The organism is Luteimonas mephitis DSM 12574 (genome assembly GCF_000422305.1).
GTDB lineage: Bacteria > Pseudomonadota > Gammaproteobacteria > Xanthomonadales > Xanthomonadaceae > Luteimonas > Luteimonas mephitis.
This window is the reverse complement of sequence record NZ_AULN01000012.1, coordinates 27,525-43,666: the sequence shown is the minus strand read 5'-3', so window position 1 is coordinate 43,666 and position 16,142 is coordinate 27,525. Positions and strand designations below refer to the sequence as shown.

At 71.2% G+C, this 16,142-nt stretch carries 14 protein-coding genes; 9 read left to right on the top strand and 5 right to left on the bottom strand.

All coding sequences use genetic code 11. From position 1 onward, the window contains the following. Positions 1-5 precede the first annotated feature (5 nt). Positions 6-1,280: a hypothetical protein gene (locus H570_RS0100340; protein ID WP_027079023.1), complete on the bottom strand. Its 1,275-nt coding sequence runs from the start codon at positions 1,278-1,280 to the stop codon at positions 6-8. A 94-nt stretch (positions 1,281-1,374) separates the two neighbouring features. On the opposite strand from H570_RS0100340, the gene prmA reads away from it, so the two are divergent. The 8 genes from prmA (at position 1,375) to H570_RS0100300 (ending at position 12,227) form a co-directional block, all read left to right on the top strand. Then, a complete protein-coding gene (prmA, locus tag H570_RS0100335) occupies positions 1,375-2,295 on the top strand; it encodes a 50S ribosomal protein L11 methyltransferase (protein ID WP_027079022.1) in 921 nt (306 codons plus the stop codon). Positions 2,296-2,428: 133 nt separating this feature from the next. Then, positions 2,429-3,670 carry a DUF3426 domain-containing protein gene (locus H570_RS18410; RefSeq protein WP_084499554.1) on the top strand — a complete coding sequence of 414 codons (1,242 nt, stop codon included), beginning with the start codon at positions 2,429-2,431 and terminating at the stop codon, positions 3,668-3,670. 122 nt (positions 3,671-3,792) lie between these two features. Next, positions 3,793-4,062: a DNA-binding transcriptional regulator Fis gene (fis, locus tag H570_RS0100325; RefSeq protein WP_027079020.1), complete on the top strand. Its 270-nt coding sequence runs from the start codon at positions 3,793-3,795 to the stop codon at positions 4,060-4,062. Between the two features lie 189 nt (positions 4,063-4,251). After that, positions 4,252-5,835 carry a bifunctional phosphoribosylaminoimidazolecarboxamide formyltransferase/IMP cyclohydrolase gene (gene purH, locus H570_RS0100320; protein WP_036134530.1) on the top strand — a complete coding sequence of 528 codons (1,584 nt, stop codon included), beginning with the start codon at positions 4,252-4,254 and terminating at the stop codon, positions 5,833-5,835. A 57-nt stretch (positions 5,836-5,892) separates the two neighbouring features. Further along, positions 5,893-7,185, top strand: coding sequence for a phosphoribosylamine--glycine ligase (gene purD, locus H570_RS0100315; RefSeq protein WP_027079018.1), 1,293 nt, complete (start codon positions 5,893-5,895; stop codon positions 7,183-7,185). Positions 7,186-7,197: 12 nt separating this feature from the next. Continuing rightward, complete coding sequence (locus H570_RS0100310) at positions 7,198-8,433, top strand: DUF4010 domain-containing protein (protein WP_051175928.1); 1,236 nt, start codon at positions 7,198-7,200, stop codon at positions 8,431-8,433. Between the two features lie 78 nt (positions 8,434-8,511). Continuing rightward, positions 8,512-10,110 carry a hypothetical protein gene (locus tag H570_RS17925; RefSeq protein ID WP_051175927.1) on the top strand — a complete coding sequence of 533 codons (1,599 nt, stop codon included), beginning with the start codon at positions 8,512-8,514 and terminating at the stop codon, positions 10,108-10,110. 212 nt (positions 10,111-10,322) lie between these two features. After that, a complete protein-coding gene (locus H570_RS0100300; RefSeq protein ID WP_027079016.1) occupies positions 10,323-12,227 on the top strand; it encodes an MFS transporter in 1,905 nt (634 codons plus the stop codon). Between the two features lie 13 nt (positions 12,228-12,240). Here H570_RS0100300 and H570_RS0100295 read toward each other — a convergent pair whose 3' ends face one another. From H570_RS0100295 to H570_RS15655, 4 genes are all read right to left on the bottom strand, one after another. Further along, complete coding sequence (locus H570_RS0100295) at positions 12,241-13,152, bottom strand: membrane protein (RefSeq protein WP_027079015.1); 912 nt, start codon at positions 13,150-13,152, stop codon at positions 12,241-12,243. A 47-nt stretch (positions 13,153-13,199) separates the two neighbouring features. Continuing rightward, complete coding sequence (nudC, locus tag H570_RS0100290) at positions 13,200-14,141, bottom strand: NAD(+) diphosphatase (protein ID WP_027079014.1); 942 nt, start codon at positions 14,139-14,141, stop codon at positions 13,200-13,202. A gap of 73 nt (positions 14,142-14,214) precedes the next feature. Continuing rightward, positions 14,215-14,592 carry an iron-sulfur cluster insertion protein ErpA gene (gene erpA / locus H570_RS0100285; RefSeq protein ID WP_027079013.1) on the bottom strand — a complete coding sequence of 126 codons (378 nt, stop codon included), beginning with the start codon at positions 14,590-14,592 and terminating at the stop codon, positions 14,215-14,217. 31 nt (positions 14,593-14,623) lie between these two features. Next, positions 14,624-15,388 carry a DUF6776 family protein gene (locus tag H570_RS15655; protein ID WP_051175926.1) on the bottom strand — a complete coding sequence of 255 codons (765 nt, stop codon included), beginning with the start codon at positions 15,386-15,388 and terminating at the stop codon, positions 14,624-14,626. Between the two features lie 106 nt (positions 15,389-15,494). Between H570_RS15655 and H570_RS0100275 the strand changes: the two genes are divergently transcribed. Continuing rightward, the gene (locus H570_RS0100275) at positions 15,495-16,076 is read left to right on the top strand and encodes a DUF4126 domain-containing protein (protein WP_027079012.1); all 582 of its coding nucleotides are present in this window, start codon (positions 15,495-15,497) and stop codon (positions 16,074-16,076) included. The last annotated feature ends 66 nt before the right edge of the window (positions 16,077-16,142 follow it).

Genomic DNA, 16,142 nt, shown 5'->3' with positions numbered 1-16,142 from the left:
CGCCGTCAGTCCCGGGCCTCGTGCTTGCGCAGCTTGAGGGTCCAGCCGACCGGGTTGATCGGGATCGCGACAACCGTGCCCGGTGGCGCCGCCTCGAACCGCGTCGCATGCGAGCGGAAATCGAGGTCCGCGTAGGGCCTGACGACCCAGCTGGCCGGGATCGCCACCAGCAGCACCGTCGCCAGCAGCAGTCGCGCCGACCAGCGCACCACGCGGCGCCCGTCACGGAACGCCAGCCAGAGCAGCGCACCGTGGAAGGCCACGATCGGGATGAACGCGTAACGCCCGCCTGCACCTGGATTCATTAACACCGGCCACTGGGGCGCGGTGCTCGAAACCTGCGGGGCAACCAGCGCAGCGGCGAAGAGCGCAGCCCCCAGGAACATCAGCCCCGGTAGCAGCCGATCGGGCAACAACAGCGTCCTGGCGAACACGCCGGCAACCAGCAACGCGCCCGCGAGCGGCAAGGCGATGCCATGTTGCCAGGCGCCGGCATGGAACAGCGTCGTCGCCCAGAGGTTTCCAAGCAGGCCCGCCGCCGCGACCTGCCCGCCCACGATCCGCACCAACCCCGCCCACGACGCACCGAGCGGCGCCGCCGTGCGCGTCGCATCGCTGGTCATCGCGATTGCAAGCACCTGGATGGCCGCCGCCGCGGCAATGATCGCCAGCAGCGCGAACGAACGCCGGCTGCGCTCGCGATGCCAGCGCCACAGCGCGACCGGCGCGAGGAACAGCGCGAACGGCCCGCTCAGTCCACACAGCGCGACGAGCGCCACGTCGAACGCCTTGCGCCAGCCCCCTTCCCATGAGCCCATGCACAACACCAGCAGCGCGGACAGCGCCAGGTGCCAGTGGATGTTGGTGACGTTGGCGAACACCTCGAACGAATAAGGGTGCGCGAGGTACAAAAAGCTGGCCAGCAGCCTTGCCCCCGCATTCGGTACCAGCCCGCATCCGCGCGCCGAGTTGAGCAGCACGACCGGCAGGATCCGGAACGACAGCGCCGCGAGGTTGAACAACAACGGCGCGTGCGCCAAGGCAACCGGGAGGCTGAGCAGCGCGATCAACTTCGAAACGGTCTGGAAATAGCCGTTCTGCGGCAACAGCAGGCACTGCCAGCCAAGCTCGTAGGCCTGGCGATACCAGACCGCGCCATCCTCCGCCCAGAACTGGGCGTTGAGGACAGCGTCGGGCTTCCGGCTCAGCAGGATCAGGAACGATAGCGCCGCGATGCCGAACAGCGTGCGCCCGCGTGATCCTTCCAGCATCCGATCCAAGCGGCATCCTCCTTGTCCGTTCCGGGCCGACAGGATGCCGCAGCGACGCGGCGTGCGCCACAATGGAAGCCGGACGCCACCTGAATTCCCCGCCATGCCTTTCCTCGAGCTCACCGTCCCCTGCCGCGAATCCGAACAGCCGCGCTACGAGCACGCGCTGGCGGACGTCGGCGCGCTGGCGGTGACGATGCTCGACGCCAACGCGGACACCGACAACGAGCACGCGATCCTCGAACCGGGCGTCGGGCAGACGCCGCTGTGGGACGCGATCACGCTGACCGCGCTGTTCCCGCACGACGCCGATGCGCTGCTGCTGCTCGCCGCGCTGGAGGCGTTCGACCCGGCGCTGGACTGGTCGCAGGCGGCGTTCCGCAACGTCGAGGACCAGGACTGGGAGCGCGCGTGGATGGACCAGTACGCACCGCTGCGCTTCGGCGCGCGCACCTGGATCGTGCCGTGGGACCACGCACTGCCGACCGAAGCCGACGACCCCGATGCCGCGGTGGTGCGGCTCGATCCGGGCCTGGCATTCGGTTCCGGCACGCATCCGACCACGTCGCTGTGCCTGCAGTGGCTGGACGCGCTGGCCGCGCGCGGCGAACTGCAGGGCCGCGATGTGCTGGATTTCGGCTGCGGCAGCGGCATCCTCGCGCTTGCCGCGCTCAAGCTTGGCGCCGCGCGCGCGATGGGCGTCGACAACGACCCGCAGGCGCTGCTGGCCACGCGCGACAACGCCGACCGCAACGGCGTCGGCGATGCGCTGGCGGTGTGCCTGCCGCAGGATGAAGTGCCGGCGACGTATCCGGTCGTGGTCGCCAACATCCTGGCGTCCGCGCTCGATGCACTGGCCGGCACGCTGGCCGCTCGCGTGGCGCCGGGCGGGCGGATCGCACTGTCGGGCATCCTCGACGGCCAGCAGGACGCACTGCTGTTGCGCTACCGCGAGTGGTTCGATGACCTGCACGTGGCGATCGAAGGCGACTGGATCCGCATCGAAGGCATGCGTCGCGCATAGGTCGTGAAGCGCAGTCGCAACCGGCGGGTTTCGATCCCCTTGCCGCTGCAGCCGCTTTGCGCCGCATCCCCATCGCGGCATCTCGGGCTGGCCCCACCTACAAAAGCCATGGGCCCGTGATTGAATAGGCGCCATGTTCACCAACTGCCCATTTTGCAAGGCGCTGGTCGCCACCGACCCGGCCACCGACCTGCCGCCCGAGCACTGCCCGCGCTGCGCGGCGAAACTGCGCGGCATCGAGACGAGCGTGGCGGCTGCCGCGATGTCCACCGCGCCGCAGGGCGGCGACCTGGCCACCGCGCCGCGACTGGACCCCACCTTCCTGCTCCAGCCTCCGCTGCCAGAAGCATCACTTCCCGAAGGCAGGGACGGCACGACGCTTTCGGAGCTGTCTTCGCGGATCCACCAGATTGTCGCCCTGGAAACGCCGGCCCAGGCATCGCCCCCGCCGCCCGGCATCGCGCCGATCGCGACCATGCTCAAGCGCACCGACGACGAGCCCGCATCGCCGAGCCAGCCGGATACGGCCGCCCGCTCCGCGGGCACGGCGGCCTCGACGCCGGAACCCGCATCCGTCACCGGGTCCGCGCCGGCGGCCCCGCCGGCAGCGGTCGCTGCGCGTGTCGCGAAGGACAGCGATGCCGATGTCCGGAAGATGGATGCCGCGACCGGCGCGACGGCCATCGCGGATGCAGCCCGTACTCCCACGCAAGGTGCGACCGGACCCGACACGACGCGACGCGACGCAGCCGCGGACACGACTGCCGCGCCCGCGCCCCTCGTTTCGGATCCATCCGCCGCAGCCGCAGCCACGGCGGCGCCGACAGCCGCGGCAGCCACTCCCGCCATGCAGCCGGCAACCCGTTCGCTGCCCAGCTTTGCGCATCGCCGCGGCCGGCTCGGCGCATCCGGATTCCACTGGAAAACCGGGGCCGCGATCGCTGCACTCGCATTGCTCCTGGTGCTGCAGCTGCTGCTCGCGGACCGCGCGCGGCTGTCTGCTCAAGCACGCTGGCGTCCGCTGCTGTCGAACGTGTGCAGCGTCTTGGGCTGCGCGCTGCCGCCATGGCGGGAACCGGCGGCATTCACCGTGCTCGCGCGCGAGGTGCGCCCGCATCCGTCGACGCCCGGCGCACTGCGCGTCACCGCGACGTTCCGCAACGATGCGCGCTGGCCGCAGCCCTGGCCGCAGGTGCAACTGACGCTGTCGGACGTCAACGGCAACCCCGTCGCCGCCCGCGACTTCAGCGCGCGCGACTACCTCGACGCCGGGCCGGCGCAGGCCGAACTTGGCAGCGGCCAGAGCGCATCGATCGCCTTCGACATCGTCGAGCCCGAGTCGCGCAGCGTCGCGTTCGACTTCAATCTGCACTGAACCACGTGCGCTCCGACGGCAGCATGGCCCCGTCGTGCATCGCATTGGCGTGCGCGACGGCGGCGCGCTAGACTCGCTGTCCCGTCGCCCGTCGCCGGGCTGTCCACCCGGGGACGCACCACTTGAACGCCGACCGTTCCGACAACGCCAACCGCAGCGGTGCACGCGCGCCGCTGCGCGAGCACGTTGCGAACTCGGTGCGCCGCTACATCGGCGACCTCGACGGCTGCAGCGCCGACAACCTCTACGAGATCGCGCTGCGCGAACTCGAGATCCCCCTGTTCGTCGAAGTCCTCAACCATTGCGACGGCAACCAGAGCCGCGCCGCCGGGATGCTCGGCATCCACCGCGCCACGCTCAGGCGCAAGCTGCGCGAATACGGGCTGGCCTGAAGGCCACCACTGGTGGCTGCCGCTCCGCGGGAGCGGCGGAAGCGGCCGGCGTTTCCCGGGAGTACTCGCCGCAGTGCCCGTCAGCCAGGGGATCGCGGCTTCCACCGCTCCTGCAAGAACGGGCGGGGATCGACGCCCGCGCTGCCGCGCTCTCGTACAATGGCGCCCCCACCGCACCGCCTCCCCGACATGCCCGCCCATTCGCCCGCCGCGCCGGTGAAGATCACCCGCGCCCTGCTGTCCGTCTCCGACAAGACCGGCCTGGTCGAGCTTGCCCGCGCGCTGGCCGCGCACAACGTCGAACTGCTTTCGACCGGCGGCACCGCGAAGACGATCCGCGACGCCGGCCTGCCGGTGCGCGACGTGTCCGAGGCCACCGGCTTCCCGGAAATGATGGACGGCCGGGTCAAGACCCTGCATCCGGTGGTGCACGGCGGCCTGCTGGGTCGCGCCGGCCTCGACGACGCGGTAATGGCGCAGCACGGCATCGCCCCGATCGACCTGCTGGTGCTGAATCTCTACCCGTTCGAGAAGGTGTCCGCCAATCCGTCCAGCACGATGGACCAGATCGTCGAGAACATCGACATCGGCGGCCCGGCAATGCTGCGCTCGGCGGCGAAGAACTTCGCCCGCGTGGCCGTCGCCACCGACCCGGCGCAGTACGCCGGCATCGTCGACGAACTCGATGCCAGCGACGGCGCGCTGTCGGCGAAGACCCGTTTCGCGCTGTCGGTGGCCGCGTTCAACCGCGTGGCGCAGTACGACGCCTGCATCAGCGACTACCTGTCGTCGATCAACGACGACGGTAGTCGCAGCCCTTTCCCGGCGCAGAACAACGGCAGCTTCATCAAGGTCGCCGACCTGCGCTACGGCGAAAACCCGCACCAGCGCGGCGCGTTCTACCGCGACCTGTACCCGGTGCCCGGCACCCTGGCCACGTTCACCCAGCTGCAGGGCAAGGAGCTGTCCTACAACAACCTGGCCGATGCCGACGCGGCGTGGGAGTGCGTGCGCCAGTTCGACGTTCCCGCCTGCGTGATCGTCAAGCACGCCAATCCCTGCGGCGTCGCGCTGGGTGCGGCCTGCGGCGACGCCTACGAGCTGGCCTATGCCACCGACCCGACCTCGGCGTTCGGTGGCATCATCGCCTTCAACACCACGCTCGACGCGGCCACCGCCCGGGTCATCCTCGACCGCCAGTTCGTCGAAGTGCTGATTGCGCCTGACTACGAACCTGCGGCGCTCGATTACGCCACGAAGAAGGCCAACGTACGCGTATTGCGGATCCCGCACGGCGACGGCCGCAACAACATGGACGTCAAGCGCGTCGGCTCCGGCCTGCTGATGCAGGACAGCGACAACCGCGAAGTCTCGCGCGACGAACTGAAGGTGGTGACGCGGCGCGCTCCGGGCGCGGCCGAACTCGACACCCTGCTGTTCGCCTGGCGGGTGGCGAAGTTCGTCAAGTCCAACGCGATCGTGTACGCGAAGGACCAGCGCACCATCGGCATCGGCGCCGGCCAGATGAGCCGCGTGGTCAGCGCGAAGATCGCCGGGCTCAAGGCCGGGGAAGCGGGGCTGGTGGTGCCCGGCTCGGTGATGGCCAGCGACGCGTTCTTCCCGTTCCGCGACGGCATCGACGCCGCCGCCGCGGCCGGCATCCGCGCGGTGATCCAGCCCGGCGGCTCGATGCGCGACAAGGAAGTGATCGCCGCGGCCGACGAGCACGACATCGCCATGGTGTTCACCGGCGTCCGCCACTTCCGGCATTGATCGTTTGCCCGTAAGCCAACATTCCTTGTGGGAGCGGTGTTGAATGGAGATCCGCGCATGAAGATCCTGGTCATCGGTTCCGGCGGGCGCGAACACGCCCTGGCCTGGAAACTCGCGCAGTCCGCGCGCGTGGACGAGGTGATCGTCGCCCCCGGCAATGCCGGCACCGCGACCGAAGGCAAGTGCCGCAACGCCGACGTCGCCGCCACCGACATCGACGGCCTGCTCGCGCTGGCCCGTGATGAAGGCGTGGCGCTCACCGTCATCGGCCCGGAAGGCCCGCTGGTGGCCGGCATCGTCGACCGCTTCCGCGAGGCCGGCCTGCGCATCTTCGGCCCCACCGCCGCCGCCGCGCAGCTGGAAGGCAGCAAGGCCTTCGCCAAGGATTTCCTCGCCCGGCACGGCATCCCGACTGCGCACTACGCCGTGCACACGCACGTCGAGGACGCGCTCGAATACATCCGCGAGAAGGGTGCACCAATCGTCATCAAGGCCGACGGCCTGGCCGCAGGCAAGGGCGTGATCGTGGCGATGACCGAAGCCGAGGCCGAGGCCGCGGTCACCGACATGCTCGCCGACTACGCGTTCGGCGCCGCCGGCGCGCGGGTGGTGATCGAGGAGTACCTCGACGGCGAGGAAGCCAGCTTCATCGCGATGGTCGACGGCCGCTTCGCGCTGCCGATGGCGACCTCGCAGGACCACAAGCGCGTCGGCGACGGCGACACCGGGCCGAACACCGGCGGCATGGGCGCGTACTCGCCGGCGCCGGTGGTCACACCGGAAGTCGAGGCGCGCATCCTGCGCGAGATCGTCGCGCCGACGGTGCGCGGCATGGCCGCCGACGGCATTCCGTTCACCGGCTTCCTCTACGCCGGCCTGATGATCGACAAGGCGGGCGCGCCGAAGGTGATCGAGTTCAACGTGCGCTTCGGCGACCCGGAAACGCAGCCGATCCTGATGCGGCTGCGTTCGGACCTGCTCGAACACATCGAGCATGCCATCGACGGCCAGCTCGACCGCAGCCGCGCGCTGTGGGACCCGCGCCCCGCGCTGGGCGTGGTGATGGCTGCCGAGCACTATCCGGGCAAGCCGCGCACCGGCGACACGATCAACACCTGGGACGTGCCCGACGTCGAGGACACCAAGGTCTTCCACGCCGGCACCCGCCTGGACGGCGAGCGCGTCGTCACCGCCGGCGGCCGCGTGCTGTGCGTCTGCGCGCTGGGCGACAGCGTGGCCGATGCGCAGCAGCGCGCGTATGCGGAAGTCGCGGGCATCTCCTGGCCCGGCGAATTCCACCGCCACGACATCGGCTGGCGCGCGATCGAGCGCGAGCGCGGCGCGGCCTAGGCGTCGCCGGCGATGGACTGGGGGGAGATCGTCAAGGCGCTCGGCACCGCGCTCGGCATCGGCCTGCTGGTCGGCGCAGTGCGCGAACGCCAGCACGGCGACCACCCGGTCGTGGCCGGCATGCGCACGCACGCCCTGCTTGCGCTGCTCGGTGCGGTCGCGGCGGGCTTCGGCACCGCCACGTTCGCCACCACGCTCGCGGCGGTGGCGCTGTTTGCGGCCGCGAGCTACCACGCCACTCGCACCGAAGACCCGGGCCTGACCGGCGAAGTCGCGATGCTGGTGAGCGTGATGCTCGGCGGGCTGGCGCGCGAATCGACCGCGCTCGCCGCGGGCCTCGGCGTGGTGGTCGCGCTGCTGCTGTGGGCAAAGGAGCCGCTGCGCCGCTTCAGCCGCGAGCTGGTCAGCGAGCGCGAACTGCAGGACGCCTTGCTGCTGGCGGCCGCGGCGCTGGTGGTGCTGCCGCTGCTGCCGACGGGCGCGATCGATCCGTGGGGCGTCGTGCAGCCGGCGGTGCTGTGGCGGCTGGTGGTGCTGGTAATGGCCGTGGGCATGCTCGGCCACATCGCGCTGCGCGCGGTCGGCGCGCGTCGCGGACTGCCGGTGGCCGGGTTCTTCTCGGGATTCGCATCGTCCACCGCGGCGGTGGCGGGTTATGGCCAGCTCGCGCGCACGCAGTCCGCGCCGGTGCCGGCGGCGGCCGCCGCGGCGCTGCTCGCCAACCTCGCTTCACTGCTGCTGCTGGCGGCGGTGGTCGGTGCGGTCTCGCCGCTGCTGCTGCGTGCGTCCGCGTGGTCGTTCGCCGCCGGCGCGCTGGGACTGCTGGCGGTCGCCGCCACGGGGCTGCATCGCACCCGCGATGCGCCGACGATGCCCGCCGCGCCGCAGGCGCGCGCCTTCCACCTGACCCATGCCCTGGCGGTGGCCGCGCTGATCGCGGTGGTGATGCTGGTCTCCGAAGCGATGCGCCGCTGGTTCGGCGACGCTGGTGCGCTGGCGGCCGCGGCGCTGGCGGCGCTGGCCGAACTGCAGGCGGCCGGCGCCAGCGTTGCGCGCCTGGCGGGCACTGGCGGCCTCGACATCACCCATGCGCGCTGGGGCTTGGTCGCGCTGCTCGCGGCATCGGCGCTGTCCAAGTCGGTGCTTGCCTTCGCCAGCGGCGGCGCCCGCTACGGCCGCATCGTCTGCACCGGACTGGTGGCGATGGTCGCCGCCGCCGCGCTGGTCGCGTGGCTGGCGCCGGCCTGACACCCGGGCCTGGCGTCGACGCGCACGGCGCGCACATGGGACGCGCTAAGCTCCCGCCATCCACAGGGGGATGACGAAATGACGATGCGTTTTCGCGCGGTCTGCGGACTGCTGGCGGGGCTGGTGTTTGCGTGCGCCTCATGGGCCCAGGAGGCCGTGCAGGCCGATCCGGAGGTCTGGGGCGTCTATGCCACGCTGGCGGGGCAGGAACGGCAGCAGGCCGGCGCAACCGATACCTATCTGATGCGCTGGCACTGGGTCGTGCCGGGTGTCCGCCTGCGCGAGGAGTACCGCGTGCCATCCAGCGGCACGCTGGCGCACTACAACGAGATCACCCTGGGCACGCAGCCGCGCACGCTGCACCTGAAGGCCTCGTACATGGGTGGCAAGGAGTGGAACGGCACCCTCGACGCCAGCGGTACGGTGCACTGGGTGGGCAAGGGCCTGTTCAAGCTGCGCTACTCGGTGGGACCGGGACCGGACGGCGCGCTGGTGTACGGAGCAGAGGGTCCAAACCCGGTGTTCTTCGTCCGCACCGATGACGGTGCGGCGGCAGCCACGAAGACGACGGCGGCCAACGCGCTTGCGGATGCGCAGGCGACGTCGGTGGCCGCGCCCGGCGCAGGCGCGGCATCGACGGCAGTCCAGCACGCGGCACAGGCAGCGGCGCTGGAAGCGCAGGCACGCGAGCTGCGCGCGATGGAGGCGGCAGCCGCGACGCAGCGCCAGGCGGCCGAGGCCGCGGGACAGGCGAAGCTGGCGGCGCTGCAGGCCGAGGTGCAGGTGAAGGCGGCGCTGGCGGCCGAAGAGATCGAGGCGCAGGCCCGGGCGCAGGCACAGCTGGCCGGATCGGCGGATACGGCGGTCGCCCCGATCCCGGCCGCAACCACGGGTGCCCAGCCCGACGCCGATCCCGCGCAGCCTTCCGCGACCGGGGTCGCGGCGCAACCGGATGCCGCGCAGCGAGCCGACGCGCCGTCTCGCGCGGCAACAGACGGTGCGCCGGCCGATGCCATCCCGCCGGCCGGCGTTGCCAAACAATCCATTGCCCCGGCGCCCGCAGCCGCGCCAGCGCCCAGCGCCGGCGCGCAGGCCGTGGCGACGAACGCACCGACGCCGGCGCCAGCGCCGGCCTCCACGCCGGCACCGCCCCCGGCCTCGCCCACCGACGGCTTCACCGCGGGCACCTACAGGCTTGACGGCGGCAGCTACGTGATAGAGGTCCAGCGCGACGGCGACGGGCTGCTGGTGGTGGAGCCGAACAAGCGCTCGCCGTACGCATGGAAGCACGGCCGCGACTTCCATTTCTACAATCCCAACACCGACACCACCTACGGCATCCGCATCGTCGATGCGCGCACCATCGAGGCGTTCAAGCCGTTCGCATCCGGCAGCACGCCGAGCCGGCTGGTCCTGATCAGCGCCGCGGCAGGCGCCGCGCAGGAAAACCTCGGTGATCCGGCGTTCGAGGCGATCGCGCAGAAGTACGCGACGCTGGCCGCGGAGGACGGCAGCAACGTCCAGGCCTGGACGGCGTGCGCGGCCGCGGCGCTGAAATACAGCATGGCCACCCGCGAGGACGCCGATGCGCATGCGCGGCAGGTGATCGGGATGCTGCGGCTGATGGACGCGCAGTCCACGCCGTGCGAGGACGCATTGCCGTCGCGCCTGTGGTGAACGCTGTGCGCATCCGGGCCGCGGCGTCCGGACGCTGATGCAGGAACGCCGCTCCCGGGAGCGGCCTTGGCGACACTGGCTGCGCCTCGCGGGCGCGAATCCGGCGGCGGTGCGCACCGGCGACCTGCGGCGCGGGGATGCGTACGCGAGCGATGCCGCGCGTGCAGGCACAGGCCTCTGCTAGTCTCCCGCGGTCACCACGGGAAGCACGCATGCCGGGCCACAACCAGTTCCAGCTGCTCGGGCAGCGCCGCTTCCTGCCGTTCTTCGTGACCCAGTGCTTCGGCGCGTTCAACGACAACGTCTATCGCCAGGCGATCATCGGGCTGCTGTTCTGGCTGGGCGTGTCGCCGGAGCAGCGCACGCTGTACACCAACCTGGCGCCGGCGCTGTTCATCGCGCCCTACTTCCTGTTCTCGGCCACCGCGGGGCAGATCGCGGAGAAGCTGGAGAAATCCAGGCTGATCCGGATCACCACCACGATGGAAATCGTGATCATGTCGCTGGCAGCGGTGGGCTTCCTCACCCAGAGCATGACGGTGTTGCTGGTGGCGCTGTTCTGCACCGGGCTGCAGTCGACGCTGTTCGGGCCGGTGAAATACTCGATCCTGCCGGCGGTGCTCAAACCGGAGGAACTCACCGGCGGCAACGGCCTGGTGGAGATGGGCACCTCGCTGTCGATCCTCACCGGGATGATCTTCGGCGGGCTGGTGTTCAAGCTCGCCGGCGACCACGGGCCGGAGGTGGCGGCCACGGCGATCATCGCCCTGGCGGTGGCCGGCAACCTGGTCAGCCGCGCGATCCCGCGCGCCGAAGCCGGTGCCCCGGGCCTCGCGATCAACTGGAACCCGCTGCCCGAGTCGCTGGCGATCTTGCGCATGGCACGGCGCCAGCTGGCGGTGCGCAACGCGATCCTCGGGGTGTCGTGGTTCTGGTTCGTCGGCACGGTGCTGACCTCGCAGCTGCCGACCTACGCGGAAGTGAACCTCGGCGGCGCGGAGACGCTGTACATCTTCGCGCTGGCGCTGTTCTCGGTGGGCACCGGCGTGGGTTCGGTGCTGTGCGAGAAGCTGTCGGCGCGCACGGTGGAGATCGGGCTGGTGCCGCTGGGCGCATTCGGGATGAGCGCGTTCATGCTCGATCTGTACTTCGCCCGCAGCGGCGCGGCGGCTGTGTCCGGGCTGGACGTCGCCGGGTTCCTCGCCCAGCCCGGCGGCTGGCGGGTGGCGATGGACCTGGTGGGGATCGGCCTGTTCGCAGGCTTCTTCGTGGTGCCGCTGTTCGCGCTGATCCAGAGCCGCACGCCGAAGGACGAGCTGTCGCGGGTGATCGCGGCGATGAACATCCAGAACGCGGCGTTCATCGTGCTGGCCGCTGTGCTCGGGATCGTGGTCCAGCGCTTCCTGGGCTGGACGATCCCGCAGGTGGTTTTGGCGCTGATGGTCGCCAACGTGCTGGTGGCGATCTACATCTTCACCCTGGTGCCCGAGTTCCTGATGCGGTTCCTGAGCTGGGTGCTGGTGCGCTCGCTGTACCGGCTCGAGCTGCACGGCATCGAGCGCAACGTGCCCGACGAAGGGCCGGCGCTGGTCGTGTGCAACCACGTCAGCTACATGGACGCGCTGATCCTGTCGGCCAGCATCCCGCGGCCGGTGCGCTTCGTCATGTACTACCGGATCTTCAACATCCCGGTGATGCGCTGGATCTTCCGCACCGGCAAGGCGATCCCGATCGCCGGCGTGCGCGAGGACCGGGCGCTGATGGAACAGGCATTCGACGCCATCGACGCGGCGCTGGCCGAGGGCGAGATCGTCGGTATCTTCCCGGAAGGCAGGTTGACCACCGACGGCGAAATCGCGGCGTTCAAGTCCGGCGTCGAACGGGTGCTGGCGCGCGCCGCTGCGGCCGGGCGCCCGGTGCCGGTGGTGCCGATGGCGCTGCGCGGGATGTGGAGCAGCATGTGGAGCCATCGCGACGACCGCATGGGTCGGATGCGCGCGCCGCGGCGCTTCCGCGCGCATGTCGGCGTGGTGGCGGGCGAGCCGGTGTCGGGCGTCGAGGTGACGGCCGGGATGCTGGAGGCGAAGGTGCGCGCGCTGCGCGGGGATGCGGCTTAACGGGGGAGCGGCCTCAGCTCACCCAGCCGGCCACGACGAACAGCGCGATCACCGCCACCCACGCCAGCAGCACGCGCCAGGCCAGGCTCATCGCGTCACGCAGTTCGGGCAGGTCCGGTGCGCTGGCCACCAGTGCGCCGGGGGCGGTGACGCCGGATTCGGTTTCGTCGTCGGCCTCTTCGGCCAGTTCGCTGCGGACGCAGGCGCGCGCCGCGGCGGCAAGGAAGCCGGCGTCGAGCGCGAACGTGGCGCCGCCGTTCTCGCGCCAGGCGGTGAACACAGCGTCGAAGTTGCCCACCAGCGCCATCGCCAGCGTCATCAGCTGCGCCACCGGCCAGTCGAGGATCGCCAGCAGTCCGCGCGCGCCGGCGCGGGTGTCCAAGGGCAGCAGGTGGCTGTCGTCGCCCTCGGCGGCGAGCGCGGCCAGCCGGTACAGCAGCGCGCCGACCGGGCCGAGCACGAGGAACCAGAAGAGCACGCCGAACCAGCGCCGCCTGGCGTTGCGGAACACCGCGCCGACCAGCGACGCACCGGTCAGCGATACCGCTTCGCCGGCAGGCCACAGCCGCGCCGCGGCGGCGTGGCGTGCAACCGGGTCATCGGTGCCAACGACCGCATCGACGTCGACGTCCAGGTCGCGCGGACCCCAAGCGTAGAACAGCACCGCGATGCCGAACACGATCGCGGGCAAGCCGAACACCGCACCGTCGAGCGCGAGCTGGAACAGCCCCACCAGCAACAGCGGCGGCAGCAGCGCCAAGGCGATGCCGTAGCGGCCGCGCCAGAAGCCATCGCCGGGAAAGCGGCCGTCGATCCAGCGCATCCACTGGTCGAACCAGCCGTACTGTCGCACGGCCACGGCCAGCGGCTGCGCGAGGTGTCCCAGCGCGAGGGCGACGACGACGGCGAGCAGGGTGGTGAACATCGCCGGAGTTTAATGCAGCGACGCGGCCGGACGCATGGCGCGCCGCGTCAGTCTGTCGGCGCGCGCTCCGCATGCCACGCCTCGACCAGCCAGCGTGAGATCGAGATCGATGGCGACAGCAGCAGTCCGCCTTCCGGCGACTGGCCGCGCAGCGCGGCGTCGATCTCGTCGAGGGTGAACCAGCGCACGTCCTCGAGTTCGTCGCCGACCTCCGGCTCGTCCGGCTCGGCCCAGGCGGTGAAACCGAGCATCAGCGACGACGGGAACGGCCACGGCTGCGAGGCCAGGTAATGACTGTGGCGGACGCGCACGCCGCTTTCCTCGAACACCTCGCGCGCGACCGTCTGCTCCAGCGATTCACCCGGTTCGACGAAGCCCGCGAGCGTCGAATAGCGATGCGGCGGCCAGCCCGCGTTGCGGCCCAGCAGCAGGCGCGGGCCGTCGGTGACGGCCACGATCACCGCCGGGTCGGTGCGCGGATAGTGCTCGAGTTCGCAGCGCGGGCACCAGCCGAGCCAGCCGGCGCGGCGGTACTCGAGCGCGCTGCCGCAGACGCCGCAGTGGCGATGCCGCGCCTGCCAGTGCAGCACCGCGCGCGCCTGTGCGAAGGCGGTGGCTTCGAACGCAGGCCAGGTGGCCGCGGCGCCGCGCAGATCGACCCAGCGCGGGATGCCGGCGGTGACCGCATTGCCGGCGATCGCCTCGGCGCGCACCGCGAACCAGGTTTCGTCGCCGCGCAGGCCAAGGAACAGCGCCGACGCGGCCATGTCGCCGCCCCCGGTCGCGGCGACGAGCCCGGCACCTTCCAGCATCCGCGGACTGCCATCGCTTTCGGCCGCGGCGCGGCCCTCGGCATCGAGCACCACCACCCGCGCGCGCGGCCAGCGCGCGGCCAGCACGTCGGCGTGGTCGCGCAGGTGTTCGGCGCGGTCGAGGGGCGATTCGAGGAAGGCGAACGCCGGCGGGCGTCCGACATGGGGCGTTGTCATGCGTGCGGGTCCCGTCGTCGTGCAGGCGGCCATTCTCCCATTTGCGGGTCGGGGCCTGGCTGGCAGGACCGCCCTACACCGTGAAGCTGCTCCCGCAGCCGCAGGTGGACTTGGCGTTGGGGTTGCGGATGGTGAACTGCGCGCCGTGCAGGCTTTCGACGTAGTCGACCGCGGCGCCCATCAGGTACTGCAGGCTCAGCGGGTCGACCAGCAGCACCACGCCGTCGGTGTCGATCGCCAGGTCGTCCTCGCCCTGCTGTTCGTCGAATTCGAAGCCGTACTGGAACCCCGAGCAGCCGCCGCCCTGGATGTACACGCGCAGCTTCAGCGCCTGGTTGCCTTCCTCGGCAATCAGCTGCCGGACCTTGGCCGCGGCCGCGGGCGTGAAGTCGAGCGGGCGCTGCAGCGACTGGTAGCCGGGCTCGGCGCCGTGGACAACATTGTTTTCCATGACCACAGGATGGGGCGCGCGGCCGCGGGCTTCAAGCGCCGGGGTCGGAACGCCGCGTCGCATCGGCCCATGGGAACGCCTGCTCGACCGCGGATCCGCTCTTCGGCGCCAATCGCACCACCACCCGCAGCGGCTGGTAGCCGGCCGGCAGCACCAGGTCGCCGCCGATTTCCTGGAAATACTTGAACGAATACGCGATCCCGGCCGCGCCGGGCTGCTGGCGCAGATCGGCCCAGGACAGCTTCTGCAGCTTGCCGTCGCGGGTGCCCTCGACCGACAGCGTCACTTCGCCGCTGCTGACCGAGCCGCGGTTGAGGTTCTGGGTCAGCGTGGCGGTGAAATGCCACGCCTGGCCCGACTGCGGCTGCAGCTGCAGCGTGTGCACGGTCAGGCCGCGGCGCTGCCCGGTGGCGCCGACGAAACGTTCATAGAAGGCGACATCGGCGCGCAGGCCGGCGATTTCCTCGTCGCGCTCGGCCAGGGTGCCCTGGAGGTCGCGGTTGGCATCGCGGCTGATCTGGTCGGAGCGCTTGAGGGTGGCGATCTGCTGTTCGAGCGCGTCGAGCCGGGCGCGCTGGCCGCGGGTCTGCACCGCTTCGCCCGCCGGGGCCAAGGTCGTCCACAGCCCCCAGGCGCCGAATCCGAGCGCGGCCACGAACACCGCCACCCGCCACCAGCGCCGCCGGCCCGTCCCCGGCCCGGCCGGCGGCGGCGCGGGGGCGACTACGGGCGCCGGCACGGCTTCCGGCGCGGGGTCCTGCGACTGCGGTTCCGGGGTCTGTTCGGGCTCGGCCATCGGCACGGTATAGCGATCGCGTTGCGCCGACGTCAAGCCGGCGCCGGCTGCGCTAACCTGCGCCCGCGACCCGGCCTCCGCGCGGGTCCGTGCGAGGTGCAAGACCATGACCGAAGCCCACCTGTTCGCGATCGGCGTGCTGCTGGCCTGGCTGGCCGGGATCCGGGTCTACCTGACCGTGTTCGGCATCGGCGTGGCCGGCTGGTTCGGCTGGCTGGACCTGCCGCAGGCGCTGGAAGTGACCACCTCGCCGTGGGTGCTGGGCGTGTCCGGCGTGCTGGCGATCGCCGAATTCTTCGCCGACAAGATCCCCGGCGTGGACAGCGGCTGGGACCTGCTGCACACCCTGCTGCGGGTGCCCGCCGGCGCGTTCCTCGCCGCGGCCACGCTGTCGCCCGACGGCCAGCTCGGCGCCGGCATGCTCGCCACCGGCGCGGGCGTGGCGCTGACCAGCCACCTGCTCAAGAGCGGCGCGCGGGCCATGATGAACACATCCCCCGAACCGGTCAGCAACTGGACCGCGTCGTTCACCGAGGATGCGGCGGTGGTCGGCGGCCTGGCGCTGGCATTCGCGCATCCGTGGATCGCACTGGCGATCGTGGTCGCGATCAGCCTGTCTTTCGCCCTGTTGGTGTGGTGGATCTGGCGCAAGCTGTTCCGCCGCGCGCCGCGTCCGCAAACGGGCTGAGCGTGAAGGCGCGGGGCGCGTACCTCGGGTATTCCCTGTCCTGATCGAAGTGTGCGGTCCGTAGTA

Bases quoted from the DNA above. Each gene is read 5' to 3' on its own strand.
- H570_RS17925 (WP_051175927.1), top strand. From the start codon at position 8,512: ATGACGATGCGTTTTCGCGCGGTCTGCGGACTGCTGGCGGGGCTGGTG.
- H570_RS0100300 (WP_027079016.1), top strand. From the start codon at position 10,323: ATGCCGGGCCACAACCAGTTCCAGCTGCTCGGGCAGCGCCGCTTCCTG.
- purD (WP_027079018.1), top strand. From the start codon at position 5,893: ATGAAGATCCTGGTCATCGGTTCCGGCGGGCGCGAACACGCCCTGGCC.
- H570_RS18410 (WP_084499554.1), top strand. From the start codon at position 2,429: ATGTTCACCAACTGCCCATTTTGCAAGGCGCTGGTCGCCACCGACCCG.
- H570_RS0100295 (WP_027079015.1), bottom strand. From the start codon at position 13,152: ATGTTCACCACCCTGCTCGCCGTCGTCGTCGCCCTCGCGCTGGGACAC.
- nudC (WP_027079014.1), bottom strand. From the start codon at position 14,141: ATGACAACGCCCCATGTCGGACGCCCGCCGGCGTTCGCCTTCCTCGAA.
- H570_RS15655 (WP_051175926.1), bottom strand. From the start codon at position 15,388: ATGGCCGAGCCCGAACAGACCCCGGAACCGCAGTCGCAGGACCCCGCG.
- prmA (WP_027079022.1), top strand. From the start codon at position 1,375: ATGCCTTTCCTCGAGCTCACCGTCCCCTGCCGCGAATCCGAACAGCCG.
- erpA (WP_027079013.1), bottom strand. From the start codon at position 14,592: ATGGAAAACAATGTTGTCCACGGCGCCGAGCCCGGCTACCAGTCGCTG.
- H570_RS0100275 (WP_027079012.1), top strand. From the start codon at position 15,495: ATGACCGAAGCCCACCTGTTCGCGATCGGCGTGCTGCTGGCCTGGCTG.
- purH (WP_036134530.1), top strand. From the start codon at position 4,252: ATGCCCGCCCATTCGCCCGCCGCGCCGGTGAAGATCACCCGCGCCCTG.
- H570_RS0100310 (WP_051175928.1), top strand. From the start codon at position 7,198: ATGGACTGGGGGGAGATCGTCAAGGCGCTCGGCACCGCGCTCGGCATC.